14 protein-coding genes are annotated in these 16,498 nt (G+C 52.0%); 4 read left to right on the forward strand and 10 right to left on the reverse strand.

Annotated elements, in window-relative coordinates; translation table 11 throughout:
• Window positions 1-36 precede the first annotated feature (36 nt).
• From GXP72_RS04555 to GXP72_RS04585, 7 genes are all read right to left on the reverse strand, one after another.
• On the reverse strand, window positions 37-1,968 hold the full coding sequence (locus GXP72_RS04555) for a GGDEF domain-containing phosphodiesterase (RefSeq protein WP_208763534.1): 1,932 nt from the start codon (window positions 1,966-1,968) through the stop codon (window positions 37-39).
• Between the two features lie 17 nt (window positions 1,969-1,985).
• Window positions 1,986-2,480 (reverse strand): molybdopterin-dependent oxidoreductase, encoded by a 495-nt coding sequence (locus tag GXP72_RS04560; protein ID WP_024909477.1) that lies wholly within the window; start codon window positions 2,478-2,480, stop codon window positions 1,986-1,988.
• A gap of 400 nt (window positions 2,481-2,880) precedes the next feature.
• Window positions 2,881-3,468: a cytochrome b gene (locus GXP72_RS04565; RefSeq protein ID WP_208763535.1), complete on the reverse strand. Its 588-nt coding sequence runs from the start codon at window positions 3,466-3,468 to the stop codon at window positions 2,881-2,883.
• A complete protein-coding gene (locus tag GXP72_RS04570; RefSeq protein ID WP_208763536.1) occupies window positions 3,465-4,538 on the reverse strand; it encodes a catalase family peroxidase in 1,074 nt (357 codons plus the stop codon). The genes GXP72_RS04565 and GXP72_RS04570 overlap by 4 nt, the downstream gene beginning before the upstream one ends.
• Before the next feature lie 489 nt (window positions 4,539-5,027).
• Window positions 5,028-6,572: a DHA2 family efflux MFS transporter permease subunit gene (locus tag GXP72_RS04575; RefSeq protein WP_244319941.1), complete on the reverse strand. Its 1,545-nt coding sequence runs from the start codon at window positions 6,570-6,572 to the stop codon at window positions 5,028-5,030.
• 13 nt (window positions 6,573-6,585) lie between these two features.
• Window positions 6,586-7,728 carry an HlyD family efflux transporter periplasmic adaptor subunit gene (locus GXP72_RS04580; RefSeq protein ID WP_208763537.1) on the reverse strand — a complete coding sequence of 381 codons (1,143 nt, stop codon included), beginning with the start codon at window positions 7,726-7,728 and terminating at the stop codon, window positions 6,586-6,588.
• Between the two features lie 48 nt (window positions 7,729-7,776).
• Entirely contained in the window at window positions 7,777-9,273 is a 1,497-nt protein-coding gene (locus GXP72_RS04585) for an efflux transporter outer membrane subunit (protein WP_208763538.1), read from the reverse strand.
• 179 nt (window positions 9,274-9,452) lie between these two features.
• Here GXP72_RS04585 and GXP72_RS04590 point away from each other — a divergent pair, with 179 nt between their 5' ends.
• Both GXP72_RS04590 and GXP72_RS04595 read left to right on the forward strand, forming a co-directional pair.
• The gene (locus tag GXP72_RS04590) at window positions 9,453-10,097 is read left to right on the forward strand and encodes a TetR/AcrR family transcriptional regulator (protein WP_032646111.1); all 645 of its coding nucleotides are present in this window, start codon (window positions 9,453-9,455) and stop codon (window positions 10,095-10,097) included.
• Window positions 10,098-10,220: 123 nt separating this feature from the next.
• Entirely contained in the window at window positions 10,221-10,625 is a 405-nt protein-coding gene (locus tag GXP72_RS04595) for a helix-turn-helix domain-containing protein (protein ID WP_048990412.1), read from the forward strand.
• Here GXP72_RS04595 and GXP72_RS04600 read toward each other — a convergent pair.
• Window positions 10,622-11,827, reverse strand: coding sequence for an L-dopachrome tautomerase-related protein (locus tag GXP72_RS04600; RefSeq protein ID WP_208763539.1), 1,206 nt, complete (start codon window positions 11,825-11,827; stop codon window positions 10,622-10,624). The genes GXP72_RS04595 and GXP72_RS04600 overlap by 4 nt on opposite strands.
• 109 nt (window positions 11,828-11,936) lie before the next feature.
• Between GXP72_RS04600 and GXP72_RS04605 the strand changes: the two genes are divergently transcribed.
• Window positions 11,937-12,836, forward strand: coding sequence for a LysR family transcriptional regulator (locus GXP72_RS04605; RefSeq protein WP_023293192.1), 900 nt, complete (start codon window positions 11,937-11,939; stop codon window positions 12,834-12,836).
• Window positions 12,837-12,852: 16 nt separating this feature from the next.
• Entirely contained in the window at window positions 12,853-13,362 is a 510-nt protein-coding gene (locus tag GXP72_RS04610) for a hypothetical protein (RefSeq protein ID WP_208763540.1), read from the forward strand.
• A 31-nt stretch (window positions 13,363-13,393) separates the two neighbouring features.
• Here the strand turns inward: GXP72_RS04610 and GXP72_RS04615 are convergent, their stop codons facing one another.
• Together GXP72_RS04615 and GXP72_RS04620 are read right to left on the reverse strand one after the other, a co-directional pair.
• Entirely contained in the window at window positions 13,394-15,178 is a 1,785-nt protein-coding gene (locus tag GXP72_RS04615) for a diguanylate cyclase (protein WP_063620906.1), read from the reverse strand.
• A gap of 119 nt (window positions 15,179-15,297) precedes the next feature.
• A complete protein-coding gene (locus tag GXP72_RS04620; RefSeq protein ID WP_045909822.1) occupies window positions 15,298-16,407 on the reverse strand; it encodes an AI-2E family transporter in 1,110 nt (369 codons plus the stop codon).
• Between the last annotated feature and the right edge of the window lie 91 nt (window positions 16,408-16,498).

Consider the following 16,498-nt stretch of genomic DNA (forward strand, 5'->3'; position numbering starts at 1 on the left):
ACATGATTTTGGGCCAGAAACAACCGCACAACCATTTCAACCGTATCTAATCTTCCTGTCAATCTCAGCCTGTGGTTTTCCGAACAGGTATCCCTGCACGAGATCGCAGCCAAGCGCCTGAAGACGTTCAAGCTGCGCTTCGGTTTCAACACCTTCAGCAATGACCCGCATATTGAGGCTCTTCGCCATGCCGGTAATCAACTTAACGATATTTAGGGCATCATCCTGCGTGGATATCGGGTTCACAAAGGATTTGTCGATTTTAATTTTATCAAAATTAAGTTCACTCAGTCGTGAAAGCGAGGAATATCCCGTTCCGAAATCATCGATGGAAATTTTTACGCCCAGTGCCCGGAGCTTTTTGAGAATAGTGATCGGCATGTTGCTGTCACTGAAGAGCGAAGACTCTGTTACCTCTAACTCGAGTCGGTTGGCCGGTAGCCCCGTCTCTTTCAGAATGGACTGTACCATCGTGGTAAACGATTTAGTGCCTAGCTGAACGGGTGAGACATTCACCGAGATCCTGGCCGGCACCGCCCAGGACACCGCTTCCCGGCAGGCCATCTCAAGCACCGACTTGCCGATCTCATTGATCATCCCCGTTTTTTCAGCGACGGAAATAAAATAATCTGGCGCGAGTATCCCTTTCACCGGGTGTATCCAGCGAATAAGCGCTTCATAGCCGTAAATTTCATTGCTGAATGCATCGACAATAGGCTGGTAATACACAACGAATTCATTGTGATCGATCGCCAGAGCCATATCATGTTCAAGGGTCCTGCTTTCCTGCAGTCTTTGCAGCATCCACTGCCGGAAGACTTTGATCTGCTGCGAACCTTCTTTTTTCGCTTCGTAGAGGGCCAGGTCGGCAAATTTGTAAAGATAATCAGAGCGTCGTTCATTATCTGATAAAACGATGCCCACGCAGGTGGCAATTTTTATCAGCTGGTTATTAATCGTATAGGGCTGACTGATATGATCGCTGATTTCTTTGGCGCGCGAAACGGCGGCGGTTTCCGTGAGTCCGCTGGAGAGAAGGGCGAATTCATCGCCGCCTAAACGGTAAAACGTATCCGTTGCGCTGCTCATCGAGGTCAGCCGTCGGGATACCTGATTCAGCAGCAAATCTCCCGTATCATGGCCATAGGTATCGTTGACCTCTTTGAAGCGGTCTAAATCAAATAACATCACCGTGACGGGGACGTGGTTTTTATCTGCTTGAAGATTAATTTTGTTGAGATCGTCCCAGAAGAAAAGGCGGTTTTTCATGCCGGTGAGGGAGTCATGATAAACATCATATTCCAGCTTCGAGTTCTGAATTTGCAGTTTTTCTTTTGATATTTGAAGTTCGTCAGCCAGGCTTTTAACCTGCATGTGTGCTTTCAGAATGTTTTTATTCTGGTAGATCATTAAGAAGCCAAGAATAAAGCTTAAAATCACCAGAAGCAAAGAAAGTGCGGAGTAAATATAATACAGAATTTGTATTTTGTTGTTGGATTCATTAACCGTGTTAATATCTTTTGTTAATGCCGTTGCAGACAGCTGGCTGAGCGGTGCATCGAGCTCATGCATATTTGTCAGGTATGCCTGTAACTCCGGGTGGCTCATTTTTTCAAGATGACTATCCAGATAGGCCAGTATTTTTTCTAAGCGTAAAGCGAGCTCCTGATGCGTTTTATCGCTGTCAATGTAGCGACCTAAATCGCCTCCCTTCATTAAATCGCCCTGACTGAGCATAATTTCGAGGCGCATGCGGACCTGGTCTATCGTAACGTCATCAGTATTGGTTGCGTATAGACCAAGCCATGATTCAAAACGGTAATACTCTGATACCAGTTGTGCCACGGACCAGGACTCAGTGTATTGAGTCAGTTTTTGCAATTCCTGCTGTCGATCATAAACAAGGTATGCAATATATCCTGTCGTGATAAAAAGAGAAAAAATGATACCAACCAGTATCCTGTTCATTATGTTCTCCTGAACGACTACTCAATCTTCATTTTGCTTACCTGCCATGCTGATCGTGAGTAATAAATCTGATTATTCAACTCAGGAAGACTGTCATAGGGGTATACAATGAACGATGGGCCTTTATCGCGGATGCGCATATATTCGCCATTGACCTTTAAGGCAAGGATGGCGTTGTATTTTTTAAAGTCGCTGAGAGGGATGACGGTTGAGTAATCATTGAGCGCAATAACATTAACGTTCGTACCTTTTGCACCCACATAATCCATGAGCTTGCTCATGGGGACACCCTCAAACTTCGTACGACCGTTATACCAGGGGGAAGTCGTCTCGAAACTCACTACTCCGAGTTTTTCAAGGCTGGCGAGATCAAACACTGCTTTTCCATTTTCATTGGTATTTTCTATATTACCGTAAATCGTTAAAATGGGTTTACCAACTGGTTTTGGCAGGTCGCCAGCCCAGGTTACACTTTGTACCAGACAGCATAACAGCAGTAGGGTTAATCGCATTTTGACCTCCACCTTTTTAACAGAAGTATAAGAATTATAATTTAGATATCACACGAGTTGATATATTTTGTTGGGGAGTAGGGGGTTTTATCGTTTTTATTGATGTAAACTCATTTTAATCAATGAGTTAGGTGTTGCGAGTGTCAGGGTGTTTGATACTAGAGCGACGCTTAACTTTTTGATAAAAGCTAAAATTGCGGGCATAAATGCTCTTCTGTTTAAAAAATAACCGCTTTAATTGAGAGATATTATCTTCCACGATAATTGCGGGGTGTCCGTGGCTTTTTGGCGCGCGAATCTGGCGACGAAATACGTGCCCCGGTTGTGTGCGCTGTTTCAGGATGATGATGATAAGCGAGGACACAAACATTCTGATTGTGCGTGTCCCCTACCGCTTGCCTTACTTCACGTCATCCCGGATGGCTGACGCCGACTTACCCCCTTTCGCCATGCTGGCAAACACTGTGTCCCGGTAGATCCACGCATGAACGAGTGCGGCGGAGAGATGGACCAGCACCACGGCAAAAAGCAACTTTGCCAGAAGGCTATGGGCGTCGTGGCACCAGGCATAGAGTGCTGGACTGGTCGGGACAATCGCCGGCAGGTTGACGCCATCAAACATGACAATTGGCAGGCCCGCTGCCGACAGCTGCGCCCAGCCCAGCAGCGGCATAGCCAGCATTAACCCATACAGCATCCAGTGTGATGCCTTTGCGGCAAGCACCTGCCAGACGGGCAAATCGGCAGGAAGTGGGGGGGTGCGGCTCAGGAGGCGGTTGACCAGACGAACCAGTGCCAGCAGTAAAATGGCGATCCCCAGCGGCCGGTGGAGGTCGATTAACCAAATCCGGTGATGTAACGACGTCATCATCGCGGCACCGATGAAAAGCATGGCCAGGATCATCACCGCCATCAGCCAGTGCAGGCTTCGCGCCAGGGTATTGAAATGCTGCGGCGCGTGCGCTCGCATATCTTTATTTGAGCTCATTTTACCTCCTGCTTTTGCACGGCTTCGGTGGCCTTGCCGTAGCCGATTTCCCGCTCACGGCGGCTGAAAGAGTGGGAGTAGGCAGCGGAGCGGGCGTTTAAGATGGGATCATCAGACACCGCAACGCCTGCGGGAACGACAGAAGGATCAAAGTTAACGTCGCGGCACGCGCCTGAGGATTGTGCTTCGACCCGCGTCACTTCCAGCGTGCCGGCTACCACCTTTTTGCGATCGTCCGGCCATGGCTGGGATGGGTCATCCACCGGATCGCCCGGCTGTGCGAACTGCAAAACGTAATCCCAGTAGAGTGGCTTCTGCGCCAGGCGCTGACGCAGGTTTTCGAACAGGAAGTTGTCATCGGCTTTCTGTCGTTGCTCATCGCTTATCGACAGGAAAGGCTCGTGCGGACGCATCATCCAGCGAACGGCCTGGCGATCCCCCTGTGCGTTCACAAGGTAAAAGGCGTTAATGCTGTAAAACGTCGCGCCCGCGAAGCTGCCGGGCGCGGGTTTTTGTGCCGCCCATTTAAGGTATTTCTCCGCCTCCGGGTACGCTTTCAAAAAGTCTGCCAGACGCTGCGGATCCGGTTTTCCGGTGGCCGCATCAATGGCCGTGGCTTTTCGCAAGGCCAGAAAACCTTCCGGGCTGTGCGTGGCGAAGAAAGGCTCGTTGTTCATCGCCATCCGCCATTGTTGCTTGTCATCTGTCTTCAGCAGCAGCGCCATGCTCAGGGTTTTGGTCGTACTATCCGGGGCATGCGGATCGCCAGTACCAATAGAGAATCGACCCACCACGGGCACTTCCTGCTGCGAGAAGAGGCGGGAGGTAGAAAGAGAAACCGCCGAGCCGTTTGGCGTAAAGGTGCCGGCAAAGCAGATGCCTTTTCCATGCGCGCGGCGAAAACCCGGCGGGAAGGGTTTCGGTGTTTCCCCTACCAGTGCCTGGCTGACCGTGCGTGAACCAAGCCGGCCCGCTGTCCATGCAAAAGCAGATGCTAATGTACCGGCGACAACGGCGATTGCTGCCAGCGCGCCCCAGGTTTTTTTGGACCTCAAATCCAGTTTCGACATAGACGTTTTTCCAGAACAAAATATCTTCATCTGTCATGCACAACGTATTGCGCGTGACAGGTGTTAATACAGTGGCGAATATGGCTCGAGTATAGGAACTAAGGGGAGTAAAGAAAGAATATCACGAAAAGTTTAAACCTTTCCGCTGTCAAAAAGGCCGGGTTACTCATCGTGTCGGAAGTTGTGACCGAGTCGGTGACCCAGCGAGAAAGAGTGGCGAAACAGGTAGGCGATGGCAGAAAATGTAAATAATGAACAGAAGGGAGTATGCGATATTATCGCTGAGATCGTCAGTTAACGGTTTCAATCTGTGTCTGAATAATTGCCTGATTTAGGACGCTTCTTCCACTGGGAAGCGTCCACTTTTTTATATATTGAAAAATATATTTCTGATATTAAGCAACGCTTTTCCTGTACAGAAAGTCCTGGTATTTCTTCCATTAAATGTTCTCTTTTATTTGACGCTCACATCCCTGTGCTGAATAACGATTAATGTCCTACAGATGCGGCATCAACAACGCGAGAGGGTTTCGGTGCTAAAGCAATAGCAAAAGCAGCGATAAAGAATATGATGCCTATCGACATCATCAGATTATTGGTCGAAAGCATCATGCTTTGGCTGTTAACCATCTTGTCAAAAAGCTCCCTAACAAACTGCCCACCTTGCTGAGGCGCCGAGTTGATGTACTGTGAAAGATCGCCTGTCGGGTCAACGACGGACGCCAGTCTGTCATGCGCAATATAGCGCTGGTCCTGCCAGGACGTTGTCACGAGCGATGTGGCAAACGCGCCTGATAACGTTCGAACAAAGTTCATTAACCCGGCCGCCGAGGGCATTTCCGCTTCATCTACAGAGCCCATTGCAAGCCCCGTAATCGGGACATAGTACAACGGCATGCCAACGCCCATGAATAACAAAGGGACACAGATGGACCAGTAATCCATGTCGGTCGTCGCATAGGAGCGCCAGAAGGTATCGAGACCGAGCCAGGCACAGCCAAAGAAGATAAGAATACGCGGATCGATTCTGTTGGAAAGGTTAGCGGCAACCGGAGAGAAAACCACCTGCAGAAGGCCGCCCCAGGCAACCACAATCCCTGCCCATGTTGTTGTATACCCTAAGTTATATTGTAGCCACAACGGCGTGAGAACATTCAGACCAAAAAAACATCCAAACGCGAGTGCGAGCACAAACATGCTGGCCGAAAAACCACGATGGCGAAAAACGCTGATATCGACAATCGGATGGTCAGCGGTCAGCTCCCAGATGCAGAAACTTAAAAAGCCGATACAGGCCACAATCGCCAGAACCCAAATTTCTTCTGAGGCAAACCAGTCAAGGTCTTTCCCTTCATCCAGCATGATCTGCAGTGCGCCAACCCAGATAACCAGTAAAATAAACCCAACGATATCAATAGCGTTATTAACCAGCTCATCTTCGAAGATTTTTAATACTGACCACGCGATGACTGAAAAAGCGATGGCCATCGGAACGTTGATGATAAACACCCACGACCAGCTGTAATGATCGCAAATCCAGCCACCGAGAACCGGGCCTATAACGGGCGCCAGCAATGTGGTCATTGCCCATAATCCCGTCGCCTGCATGGATTTTTCTTTCGGGAAAATACGCAGGAGCAACGTTTGTGATAAGGCCATCAGAGGGCCTCCCGCCATGCCCTGAAAAACCCTCATCATCAGCAGCATTCCCAGAGAAGTGGAAAGGCCGCAAAGCAAAGAAAAAATGCCAAACATGAACACGGAAATGCAGAAAACGCGCACGCCGCCGAACCGGGTGGTTAACCATCCTGATAGCGGCACCGTTATGGCTTCAGCCACGGCATAGGCCGTGATGATCCAGGTTCCCTGGCTGGTTCCTGCGCCCAGGGCGCCAGCCATGTTGGGTTGAGTGACGTTTGCAATGGTCATATTGAGCACGGCTAAAAAGTTTGCCATTGCAAGAACCAGGGCACCCACCCATAACATACCGCCCTTCAGCGAAGGCGGCTGGTTATCGATAACGAATGTAGACATAGCCTGGTTTCCGTTATTCACTTTTTAAATTAACAGTCGCTTTCATGGACAGCCCAACCCGCAACGGATGTGCTGCAAGCTCATCAGCATTGAGTTTGATGCGCACGGGCAAACGCTGAACAACCTTAATCCAGTTACCCGTTGCGTTCTGCGCAGGAATAACTGAAAACGCTGCGCCGGTGCCGCCATCAAAGCCTTCTACCGTTCCATGGAAAGGAACGTTGTCGCCGTACAGATCGCTCACCAGTTCCACTTTCTGCCCCACTTTCACATGCTGGAGCTGAACTTCCTTGAAGTTGGCATTGACGTGAATTTGCTGTACCGGCACCACGGACAATAACGGCGTGGAAGGCTGGACACGTTGCCCAAGCTCGACCTGGCGACGAGCAACCACGCCATCAACTGGCGAACGGATCACGGTTCTTTCCAGATCCAGTCTGGCCTGATCGCGCTTTGCTCTGGCGAGAGTGACTTCTGGGTTGGTCTCGGTATTTGCATCCTCAATCATTACGGCATTCGCCTGTCTTGCACCCACTGCCGCCTGTCTTGCTGCATCGGCTTGCGCCACGGCGGCTTTAGCGGCATTCAGGTTTGCCAGAGCGGAAGCATAAACGTTTTGAATACGCGTCAACTCGTCGCCTGAAATCGCGCCTGTCTGCATGAGCGCCTCGCGTCGCTTGAGGTCAACCGTCGCGCGCTGGAAGTCAGCGTTTGCGGCATCAACCTGGGCCAGCAGACGTTTTTGCTCTTTTTCATTTGCCACAACTTCAGCGCCGAGTTTTGTGTCGGTAGCCTTATATCCATTGACCCGCCGAATGGACAGGTTCAGGTTTGCTTCCGCCTGATTAAGGGCTAACTCTGCATCAGTAGGATCCAGCTGGATCAGAACATCGCCTTTTTTTACCACCTGAGAATCCGTGACGAGGATGGCACTTACCGTACCGGTGATCGCGGAAGAGAGCTGAGCGGACTCGACATCGGTATAGGCGTTATCGGTCTCAACATAGCGAGAACCCACTAATTCCCAATATGCGAACGAGCCTGCGCCAGCCAGCGCGATGCTTAATGCAAGGTAAGAGAATAAACGTTTTCTTTTTTTCTTTTTGATATCGGATGATTGAATATTTTGATTTTCAATAGCTGCAGAATGACTCATTTTATTTCCTTTCTTTCCACTATTTAGTAATTAACCTGGTGTTAAAAATCACTGTTTGCTCGAGGTATATCCGCCGCCCAATGCACGCGCTAATGCGACGTCAATCGTAAAGGCACGGGAATTTACATCGGCTAATTTTCTGCGGGCCGCAACCAGCTCATCTTCCGAGGATAAAACGTCGAGATAATCAGCGACCTTTCCTTCATACCTTTGTCTGGTGAGCGAATACGCTTTTTCTGCCGACGTGACTGCACCCTGAGAATAAAGCATCTCGTCTTTCAGAGAGGCTCTGCTGGTGAGCGCATCGCTCACTTCACGAAGTGCATTCGTTAACGTGGCGTTATAAACGTTCACCGCAATGTCATATTCACCGCTGGCGTATTTCAAATCACCCTGTAGCTTTTGCGTATTAAATATTGGCAACGATATGGCCGGACCAAAACTGCCAATTGCTGAACCACTCCGGGTAAGGTTGTTAATACCCAGTGACTGGAACCCGGCAAAGGCAACCAGATTAACGCTGGGGTAAAAACCGGCTTTTTTCTGTTTGATTTGCTCTGCTGCAGCCTCTGCGCGTAAACGTGCCGCGACAATATCAGGACGTCGACCAATCAGATCCAGCGCAATATTGGGAGGAAGTTCCTCATGCGCTAAAAGCGTTGCCTTAGGCGCGGTTATGGCCAGCGATCTGTCAGGCCCATCACCGATCAATGCAGCGAGCTCATGTTTTTTGATCGCAATCGCTTCATCTATTGCCACCAGATTTGCTTTTGCGTTGAGTTGACGCGTCTCAACCTGTTGAAGGCTGGATAAATCTTCAAGCCCCGCATCATGTCGTTGCTGGAACAACGCGAGCGTACTGGTTCGTATAGTGAGGGTATCGTTAAGCGTTTCGCGTACGGTGTATAAATGCGCCAGCTCCGCGTAAACGGTAACAATAGAAGAAGAGAGCACCAGCCTTGTTTGTGCTTCTTCCGCGACAGCCGCCATTTCACCTGACGTTGCAGCCGCGAGCGCGGCGCGGTTTTTACCCCAAAAATCTATTTCCCAGCTCATATCCAGCGTGGTACGGCCATAGCTGTTCCAGTTTTGAGGCGTTGCGCTTTCAGGCGTCACATAGTTGTAACTCATTTTGTCCCGCATAAAGCTGGCGTTTGCGGTGACCTCAGGGAAAAGCGAACCGCTCGCACTTTGCGTCATCGCCTGCGCTTGTTTCACGCGAGCTTCGGCGATGTTAAGCGTAGGGGAATTTTTAAGCGCGTCATCAATCAGCCCGTTGAGCTGCTCGTCACCGTATTTCTTCCACCAGTCATCTTTCGGCCACTGGCCGTTCTGATGTGGGAAACTTTGATCGCTTTTAAGTTGTGTGACCGTCTTCATAGGCGGTGGGGTGCCAAGGTCGGGGATCATGGCGCATCCGCTCATACTGATGGCGGAAATGACAACACAGCCCATCACTATTCTGGACCGGGTTAAACCGGAAATACGACACCCCAGTAGTGTCTCCTGAAAACCTTTCATCAGTACGCTCGTCATGCTGTTCATAGAGAAGTCCAAATACAGTACCGTACAGTACGGTACACTTTATATCTTGACTTCTGAGCGTCGTCAAATGAAAATGTACTCGTCAGTACGATTACGAACCCTACTACCAGACGTGATTCCGAAATCAGAGAACAAAAAGTGTTGGCCCCGGTCAGACACCTAAACTAACGAGGAAACATATGGATAAAAGAGCGCTTAAACGGCAACAGATTCTGGAAGTCGCATCCGGACTGTTTCGACAAAAGGGATTTGATGCCACGTCTATCTCAGAGATTAACGCGATTGTGGGTGGCTCAAAATCGACAATTTACAGTCACTTTTCTTCGAAAGAAGAGCTATTTGTAGAATGCATGTCTTCAGAAACTGAACAGTATATAAAGAGCATGACTATTGAAACTGCAGGGCAGGTGCGCCTTTTCAGAAAATCACCACAACTTGTCATCGAGCAATTTGCCGTTGCCTTTTTACGCTATATTTGTTCACCGGATATTGTGGATTTGCAAAGATTAATGATTTCCGAAGCCGGAAGGTCGGGAATCGGAGAGTTATATTATGAGCGAATGCAAAAACTGCGTTCAAACGTATCGGCGCTTTTCACCGATTTAATGAATCAAAATATCTTAAGAAAAGATGACCCTGTGCTGGCCGCTGAGTATTTTCGCTCTCTTCTCCAGGCCGGTATCCTTGAACCCTTGCTTTTAAAAGCGCGAAAGGATCAGCCGGACGAAAGTGAAATTGTCATGAAAGCGCAGGCCTCCGTTAATGCGTTTATGAAACTGTATGGTCCTGAACAAAATGAGGATGTTGCAAAGACATCTCACTAAAATACAGTAAGCATTCTCTCACCCTATTATTAGGGTGATTTTTCTTTTAGGAAATATTATTTTCAATTGTCATTGGATGACGTTGCCAGCGGCCTTCTTGTAAATAAAATTTCGTGGATACTTATGTGTATAAAGTTTACTCTCTTAAAAGATCGTGAAGCTGTAATTAAGTCCCTGACTCACTGGATTGACTCGAATTTATATAGACCTATTACCGTTCTGGATGTGGCGCGAAAATCCGGTTATTCATTGGCTTATATTCAACGAAACTTTCGCCAGGAGTGTGGCATAAGTATCGGTCTCTATATTCGAAGCCGGAAACTTGAAAAAGCCGCGCATATGCTCAGACATACGCAGCTCTCTGTTTCAGATATATTTACAATGTTAGGCTACGAAGAGCCGTCAACGTTCAGCAGAGCGTTCTCGAATCAATATGGACTCTCCCCAACCAAATACCGTGAGATGGCTAAAAAAAGTCATGACATGAATGGCTTGTCGATATTGATTACTGAGGTGACGCGCGACTAATCCTTTGAAGCATCGCGACGCAAGCGCCACAAATCATAGCGTTCTTCTCCCGGTTTAACGGCTCCCGCGAAGTGGTCATTGAGGCGACTCGAGGTAAATACCAGGTCTCCGTTCGGACGGATTGCCGGCGTGTCTGGCCATCGCACCTCTTCGCTTGCCGCAATCAGCGACATGGCATGGGTTTCAGGATCGTATCTGACGATACCATTGCGTGTGACATCGGTAATGTAGAGGTTACCTTTTACATCTGTCACCATTCCGTCGGTGTTGCCCCCCACGCGACCCAGATCGCGGATCTGCCCGGCAATTTGCGCATTGGTTGACGCAGGCTGCCTCAGTATCGCAGTCGGTACCGCATAGGCGCGCGTGCCGGTTGTCACCGTCCAGTACAGCGTGCTCGCATCGGGTGAAAGCGCAATGCCATTGATACCAATCAGTAATGGTTTACCAGGCCAGACTTCAACCCCGTGCGAGACGACGTTAACGCCTGGTTCAATCTGCAGCGCAGGGTGACGATCGAGCACGCGCCGGGCTGTACCGGTAGCGAAATCGACGATAATTAGTCCCACCTGGTTTTCAGGCGCACTCCGCGAGCCGCTGTCGGAGATATAGGCGACACGGCGGTTCTCATCGACCACCACATCATTCAGAAAGCTGGCCTTGCGGTCCGCTACGCCGTCCAGGGCGATGCGTTTGATGGTGCGGCCAGAGAGGAGATCCAGTACAACCAGTTTCTGCGCCCCCGCGGGGGACTCTGTTTCGCCTGCAACAAACCCCATGTCCAGCGCCCATAGCCAGCCGTTTTTACGGTCAATATAAAAACCGAGCACGTTGCGCAGGCTCTGAGCGGGATCGGTGTTCACCGCATTCCCCTCGCGGGAGGGAAATGCGTTCAGGCGGGCAGGGCCAGACTGCGCCGTCGTATCCAGAATGCTTAACGTGGCGGGTGCTGCGGCGGAAACCAGCCGGGGCGTGCTGACAAAGGCACGGTCCATTGCATCAAAGTGGATACCTGCAATAGGGGCATTGACCGAACCGGAAAACGTCGCAGGTATCTTTCCGTCTTGAGCGGTATCCCAGCTCACACCGGCGTAGCTTCGCCAGCGCTCCAGAGGCGGGTGGTTCGCCGCGTTGACAACACTTGGGAAAGAGAACAACGCCGCCATTGCGATGGCGGACAGAATATGGGGACGGTTGAACATTGACAGGCTCCAGTGGAACGTTCAGGTGATGAATGCTGGCCACTTTACTCATCGCCCAACGGGAGATAAATTAGCCAAATTGAAAAACATTTGTTCCTGAGAGAGCAAAATGAGCCGGAAATTTGATTACCTCGGCGACGTTGAAGTCTTCATTGCGGTGGTTGAACACGGCTCATTTACGGGCGCAGCGGTTGCCCTTTCAACCACCCCTTCGGTACTGAGCCGCGCGGTCACTCGCCTGGAAGCGCGTCTTGGACGGCAGCTGTTACAGCGCACGACCCGCCGGGTGGGGCTGACCGAAGCCGGACGCGTCTATCTTGAGCAGGCGCGCTCAGCGTTTTCTCTGCTCGATGACGCCGAACGCGTTGGCCGGGGTCAGGAGGGCGATCTGACCGGTCGCGTGAGAATGAGTGTCCCAACCACCTATGCCCACTACCGCCTGCCGCCGCTGCTGGCGCACTATAATCAACGCTACCCACGCGTACAGGTGGAGCTGAACATTACCAATCGCAACGTTGACCTGATCGCAGAGGGGTTCGATCTGGCGATCCGTCTGGGACAGTTGCCTGACAGTGGACTTGTGGCGCGTAAGCTGGAAGACGCGGCATTGCTTCTGGTCGCCTCTCCGGACTACCTGCATCGGAGAGGAAAGCCTCAGACGCTGGAAGAGCTGCAGCGCCATCAGTGCCTGCCGTTTATCATGCCGCGCACCGGGCGCATCGCCCCCTGGGTATTTCATGATGAAGGGCGCGATATTGACTGGTTGCCGGGTTCAACCATCGAAATATCAGACGATGTACTCGGCGTGGTTTCGCTGGCGGAGCAGGGGATGGGGATCTGCCAGAGCTATGAATTTATCGTTCGCGACAGAATACAGGGCGGCCAGTTAGTTGAGGTGCTGCCGCACCTTCGGGGACGATCGCGACCTTTCTCCGTGCTGTTTGCCCCGCACCGACGTCAGTCAGCAGCCACCCGAGCAATGATTGACCTTCTGACCCGACAAGAATGACAAGGACGAGTCCACCATGAAAAAAGCGCGTTTTTCCTTTTGGATCCCACTCATCGTGAGCGGGATAGCACTGATATCGGGTTTTGTGGTCTGGTCAGTCAACATTTACCGCGTGACATACCTTTCGATCCGCGGGGAGCAGTACCTTGCCTGTGGGGCGTTGCTGCTGGCGCTGGTGCCGATGGTCTATTTCATCAGAAAGGGGAGACTGAAAGGTAAGCGCCTTGCTGGCGCGGTAAAAATCTACCTCGGCTTCTTTATTTGCAGTCTGCCGGTTGCCATGTTCGTGGTCTTTACAACGGCCTGGCTGCTGGAGGGGGACTATTCGGCCTGGAGCAAACCTTACCGGTATGAGTCCAGTACCCGCCACCGCTGCTCGGGTGCGGAAGTCTACGAGCCGGAATTAAAGAAGGAGATCCGCATCTGTAACCCGCAGGGTGACGTTTATTCCGATACCACCCTGTATGTGGAAAAGCGGAGCAATGCCCTGGGGATTGTGGTGCTTTGGGCTATCACGCGCGCCTGAACCGGGGAAAGTCAGGGCGCGAGAATCAGCGTCAGCCCGCCTCCAGCATCCCAAAACTCACAATCCGCGCGCGTCCCAGCTCTTTTGCCCGGTATAGCGCCACATCCGCAGCGCGCAGCAGGTTGTCGGTCTGGGCATGCTGTGGGTAGCTGGCGATGCCAATCGACACATCCACCGGCCCAATCTCGGTCAGCCCGTAGCGAAGCGACAGCTCATGTACGCCGGTGTAAATCTTCTGCGCGCAGGCGTACGCTTCTGCCTCATCGGCACCGGAAAGCAGCACCAGAAACTCCTCGCCGCCGTAGCGGAATGCCAGTCCGTTGTCATGCGCGGCCCGCTGAACAATTGACGCCACGCTTTTGATCACCAGATCGCCCGCTTCATGACCGAACCGATCGTTAATGCTCTTGAAGTGGTCGATATCAATCATCATGCAGCTTAACGGTACGCCAGTGCGTATCGCCTGTGCCGTTTGGGTTTGCAGGGTATCTTCCAGATGATGACGGTTACGCAGGCCGGTGAGCGGGTCAAACAACGCTTTTTCCAGCAACGCGTCGCGCAGACGCTGGTTGGCCAGCGCCAGCCCGAGCGCCTCGGCCATCAGCTCCAGATACGCGCGGGAAGGGGCATTATCCGCCGTGATATTCTGGAAGGAGAGCAGGCCAATGGCCTCGCCCTGAGCGATAAGCGGCACGCAAAGCGCGCTTTCCGCCTGGGATGCCGGAAGATGGTAGCAGGCAATATCCGGCTCACCGTTCACCGGCGGGTGACTTTGCCCGCGTCGCACGGCCCAGCACTCGTCCGGATGGAATGTCGTCTCTTCACCAACCGGCGAAAGCCACTGCGCGACGCAGCGCATCTGCCACGGCTCGCGGTCAAGGACGTAGAGCCGGCCCGCGATCCCTGGCGCGATATTGGGAGCAAACAGCTCCGCCACGTTAATCACATCGTTAAAGTTCTCACACCCCTGCAGCCGCTGGGTCATGCGCGCCAGCAGCTCGCGGATGGCCCAGTCGGCATCGCGCTCTTTTTCCAGACGCTGTCGTGCCAGGCCGTTTTCACGGAAGATGCTGATGGCCTGAGCCATATCGCCAATCTCATCGATCTGGTTGAAATTGGGCGTTTCAACCGCGTAATCCTGGGATGCCAGGCGGTGCACCACGTCGCTCAGGCGCACCACGGGGCGCAACACGCGGCGTTTCAATATAAAACCGAGCACAAACAGGAACAGCAGGGCGGTCAGGCCGACCGTCAGCTCAGAGGCGGTACGCAGCGCTTTCGATTTTTTTGTCGCATCTTTAACGGAGCCGATAACGCGCTTGTCGAGTATCTGGCGAAAGTGATCGATCTGATTTTGCGCGCGATCCAGCTCCTGCTCATAGGGCTGACCATAGAGCAAGGCAACGGCCTGGGCGTCTTCACCGCGTTCCAGGCTGGCGAGGGCGGTTTGCTGCTCGTCCTGCAGCTCATCGACGATCTTTATTCCTTCATGCAGCAGGGCCAGTTCTTCATCCGATGCGCCGTTATCCTGCAGCTTTTCCAGACGAAGCTCGATGCGCTTCAGGCTGTTTTCTGCCTGGTTATATTCCTTGAGCACCTGAGGATCTTTTTTAATGACGTACAGCCGCGCTAAATCAGACTGCGCCCAGATATCGGTTTCGATATCTTCCGTCAGCTGATCAAATTTCTGCCGTTGTTCAACGGCCTGACGTTCGAGGGTATCCGCACTGGACGCCATCAGCATGATGATGCCGGAGGCGATGGTCAGGCAGACCGTGGCCCCATAGGCCCAGTTTGTTATCGTCGCGATTCGCACCAGATGATCCTTTTACGACATGAGTAGGATGGCGTTCTTCAAATTATAGAAAACGTCTGATTTAAGGCGAAAAAAAAGGCGGCACAGCGCCGCCTGGTGTGGTCTTTATCGTCACGTCCTTACAAATCTGGAGGATTTTTTCCTTCTTCGATGAAATCCGCGTCCAGCTCTTCGGCGTTGCCTTCGTGATCGCGTCCGGAGAAGAGGTTCCAGCAGGCGATAAACAGCGCGGCGATGAGCGGCCCGATCACAAAGCCGTTAATGCCGTACAGCTCCATGCCGCCGAGGGTGGAGATCAGAATCAGGTAGTCCGGCATTTTGGTGTCTTTCCCCACCAGCAGCGGGCGCAGAATATTGTCCACCAGCCCGACGATAATTACGAAAAAGCCGACAATAAACAGCCCCTGCCAGATCTGGTGCGTGGCGAACAGGAAGATAGCGGCGGGCACCCAGACAATCGCCGAGCCGATGGCGGGCACGAGGGAAAGGAACGCCATCAGTGCGCCCCAGAGCACGCTGCCGTCGATACCGGCAATGGCAAAGGCAATCCCGCCGAGGATGCCCTGAACCACGGCCACCGCCGCCGTCCCTTTTACCGTGGCGCGTGACACGCCGACGAATTTGGCGAACAGATGCTGCTTGGCAAAATCGGACAGGGGCAGGGAATCGAGGATCTGGCGTACCAGATACGGGCCGTCTTTCAGCAGGAAGAACAGCAGATACAGCATGATGCCGAAGCTAATCGCAAAGCCAAACGTCCCCTTGCCGATCAGGAACGCGCTGCCCGCCAGATACTGTCCGCCCTGCAGGGCGACGTCGGAGAGTTTTTTCTGGATCTGCGCCGCGTTGGTCAGGTTGTGATCCGCGAGGAAGCCGCTGGCCCAGTCAGGCAGGTGGTTGAAGATGCTCGCCACCACTTCCGGGAACTGGGTGTTGTTCTCCTGTAGTTTGGTGTAAACCACGTTCAGCTCAATGGCGAGCGAGGAGAGGATCACCATCAGCGGGATAAAGACGATCAGGCAGATAATACCGATGGTCAACAGCGAGGCCAGCCCGTTGCGATCCCCCAGCGCGGCGCGCAGCTTGTTTTTTACCGGGTTGAAGATGACGGTCAGAATGGCGGCCCACAGTATCGCGGAGAAGTAGGGCGACAGCACGTCGAAGAAGGCCCAGGTCACAAGGGCGAGAATGAAAATAAAGAAACCTTTAGTCAGTCCGTTAAAGCGCATCAGTCAGTCCTGGTTACTCATAAACTGTGTCGACTATAGAACTGATTGTGAGAATTACCAACCTTGCATCGGGTGGCGGCTGCGCCTTACC

This window comes from Enterobacter sp. SES19, assembly GCF_011765665.1.
GTDB lineage: Bacteria > Pseudomonadota > Gammaproteobacteria > Enterobacterales > Enterobacteriaceae > Enterobacter > Enterobacter pseudoroggenkampii.

Coding starts and splice junctions, on each gene's coding strand:
- GXP72_RS04565 (WP_208763535.1), bottom strand. CDS start 3,468: ATGAGCTCAAATAAAGATATGCGAGCGCACGCGCCGCAGCATTTCAAT.
- GXP72_RS04600 (WP_208763539.1), bottom strand. CDS start 11,827: ATGTTCAACCGTCCCCATATTCTGTCCGCCATCGCAATGGCGGCGTTG.
- GXP72_RS04620 (WP_045909822.1), bottom strand. CDS start 16,407: ATGCGCTTTAACGGACTGACTAAAGGTTTCTTTATTTTCATTCTCGCC.
- GXP72_RS04570 (WP_208763536.1), bottom strand. CDS start 4,538: ATGTCGAAACTGGATTTGAGGTCCAAAAAAACCTGGGGCGCGCTGGCA.
- GXP72_RS04610 (WP_208763540.1), top strand. CDS start 12,853: ATGAAAAAAGCGCGTTTTTCCTTTTGGATCCCACTCATCGTGAGCGGG.
- GXP72_RS04580 (WP_208763537.1), bottom strand. CDS start 7,728: ATGAGTCATTCTGCAGCTATTGAAAATCAAAATATTCAATCATCCGAT.
- GXP72_RS04555 (WP_208763534.1), bottom strand. CDS start 1,968: ATGAACAGGATACTGGTTGGTATCATTTTTTCTCTTTTTATCACGACA.
- GXP72_RS04605 (WP_023293192.1), top strand. CDS start 11,937: ATGAGCCGGAAATTTGATTACCTCGGCGACGTTGAAGTCTTCATTGCG.
- GXP72_RS04595 (WP_048990412.1), top strand. CDS start 10,221: ATGTGTATAAAGTTTACTCTCTTAAAAGATCGTGAAGCTGTAATTAAG.
- GXP72_RS04575 (WP_244319941.1), bottom strand. CDS start 6,572: ATGTCTACATTCGTTATCGATAACCAGCCGCCTTCGCTGAAGGGCGGT.
- GXP72_RS04590 (WP_032646111.1), top strand. CDS start 9,453: ATGGATAAAAGAGCGCTTAAACGGCAACAGATTCTGGAAGTCGCATCC.
- GXP72_RS04560 (WP_024909477.1), bottom strand. CDS start 2,480: ATGCGATTAACCCTACTGCTGTTATGCTGTCTGGTACAAAGTGTAACC.
- GXP72_RS04585 (WP_208763538.1), bottom strand. CDS start 9,273: ATGAACAGCATGACGAGCGTACTGATGAAAGGTTTTCAGGAGACACTA.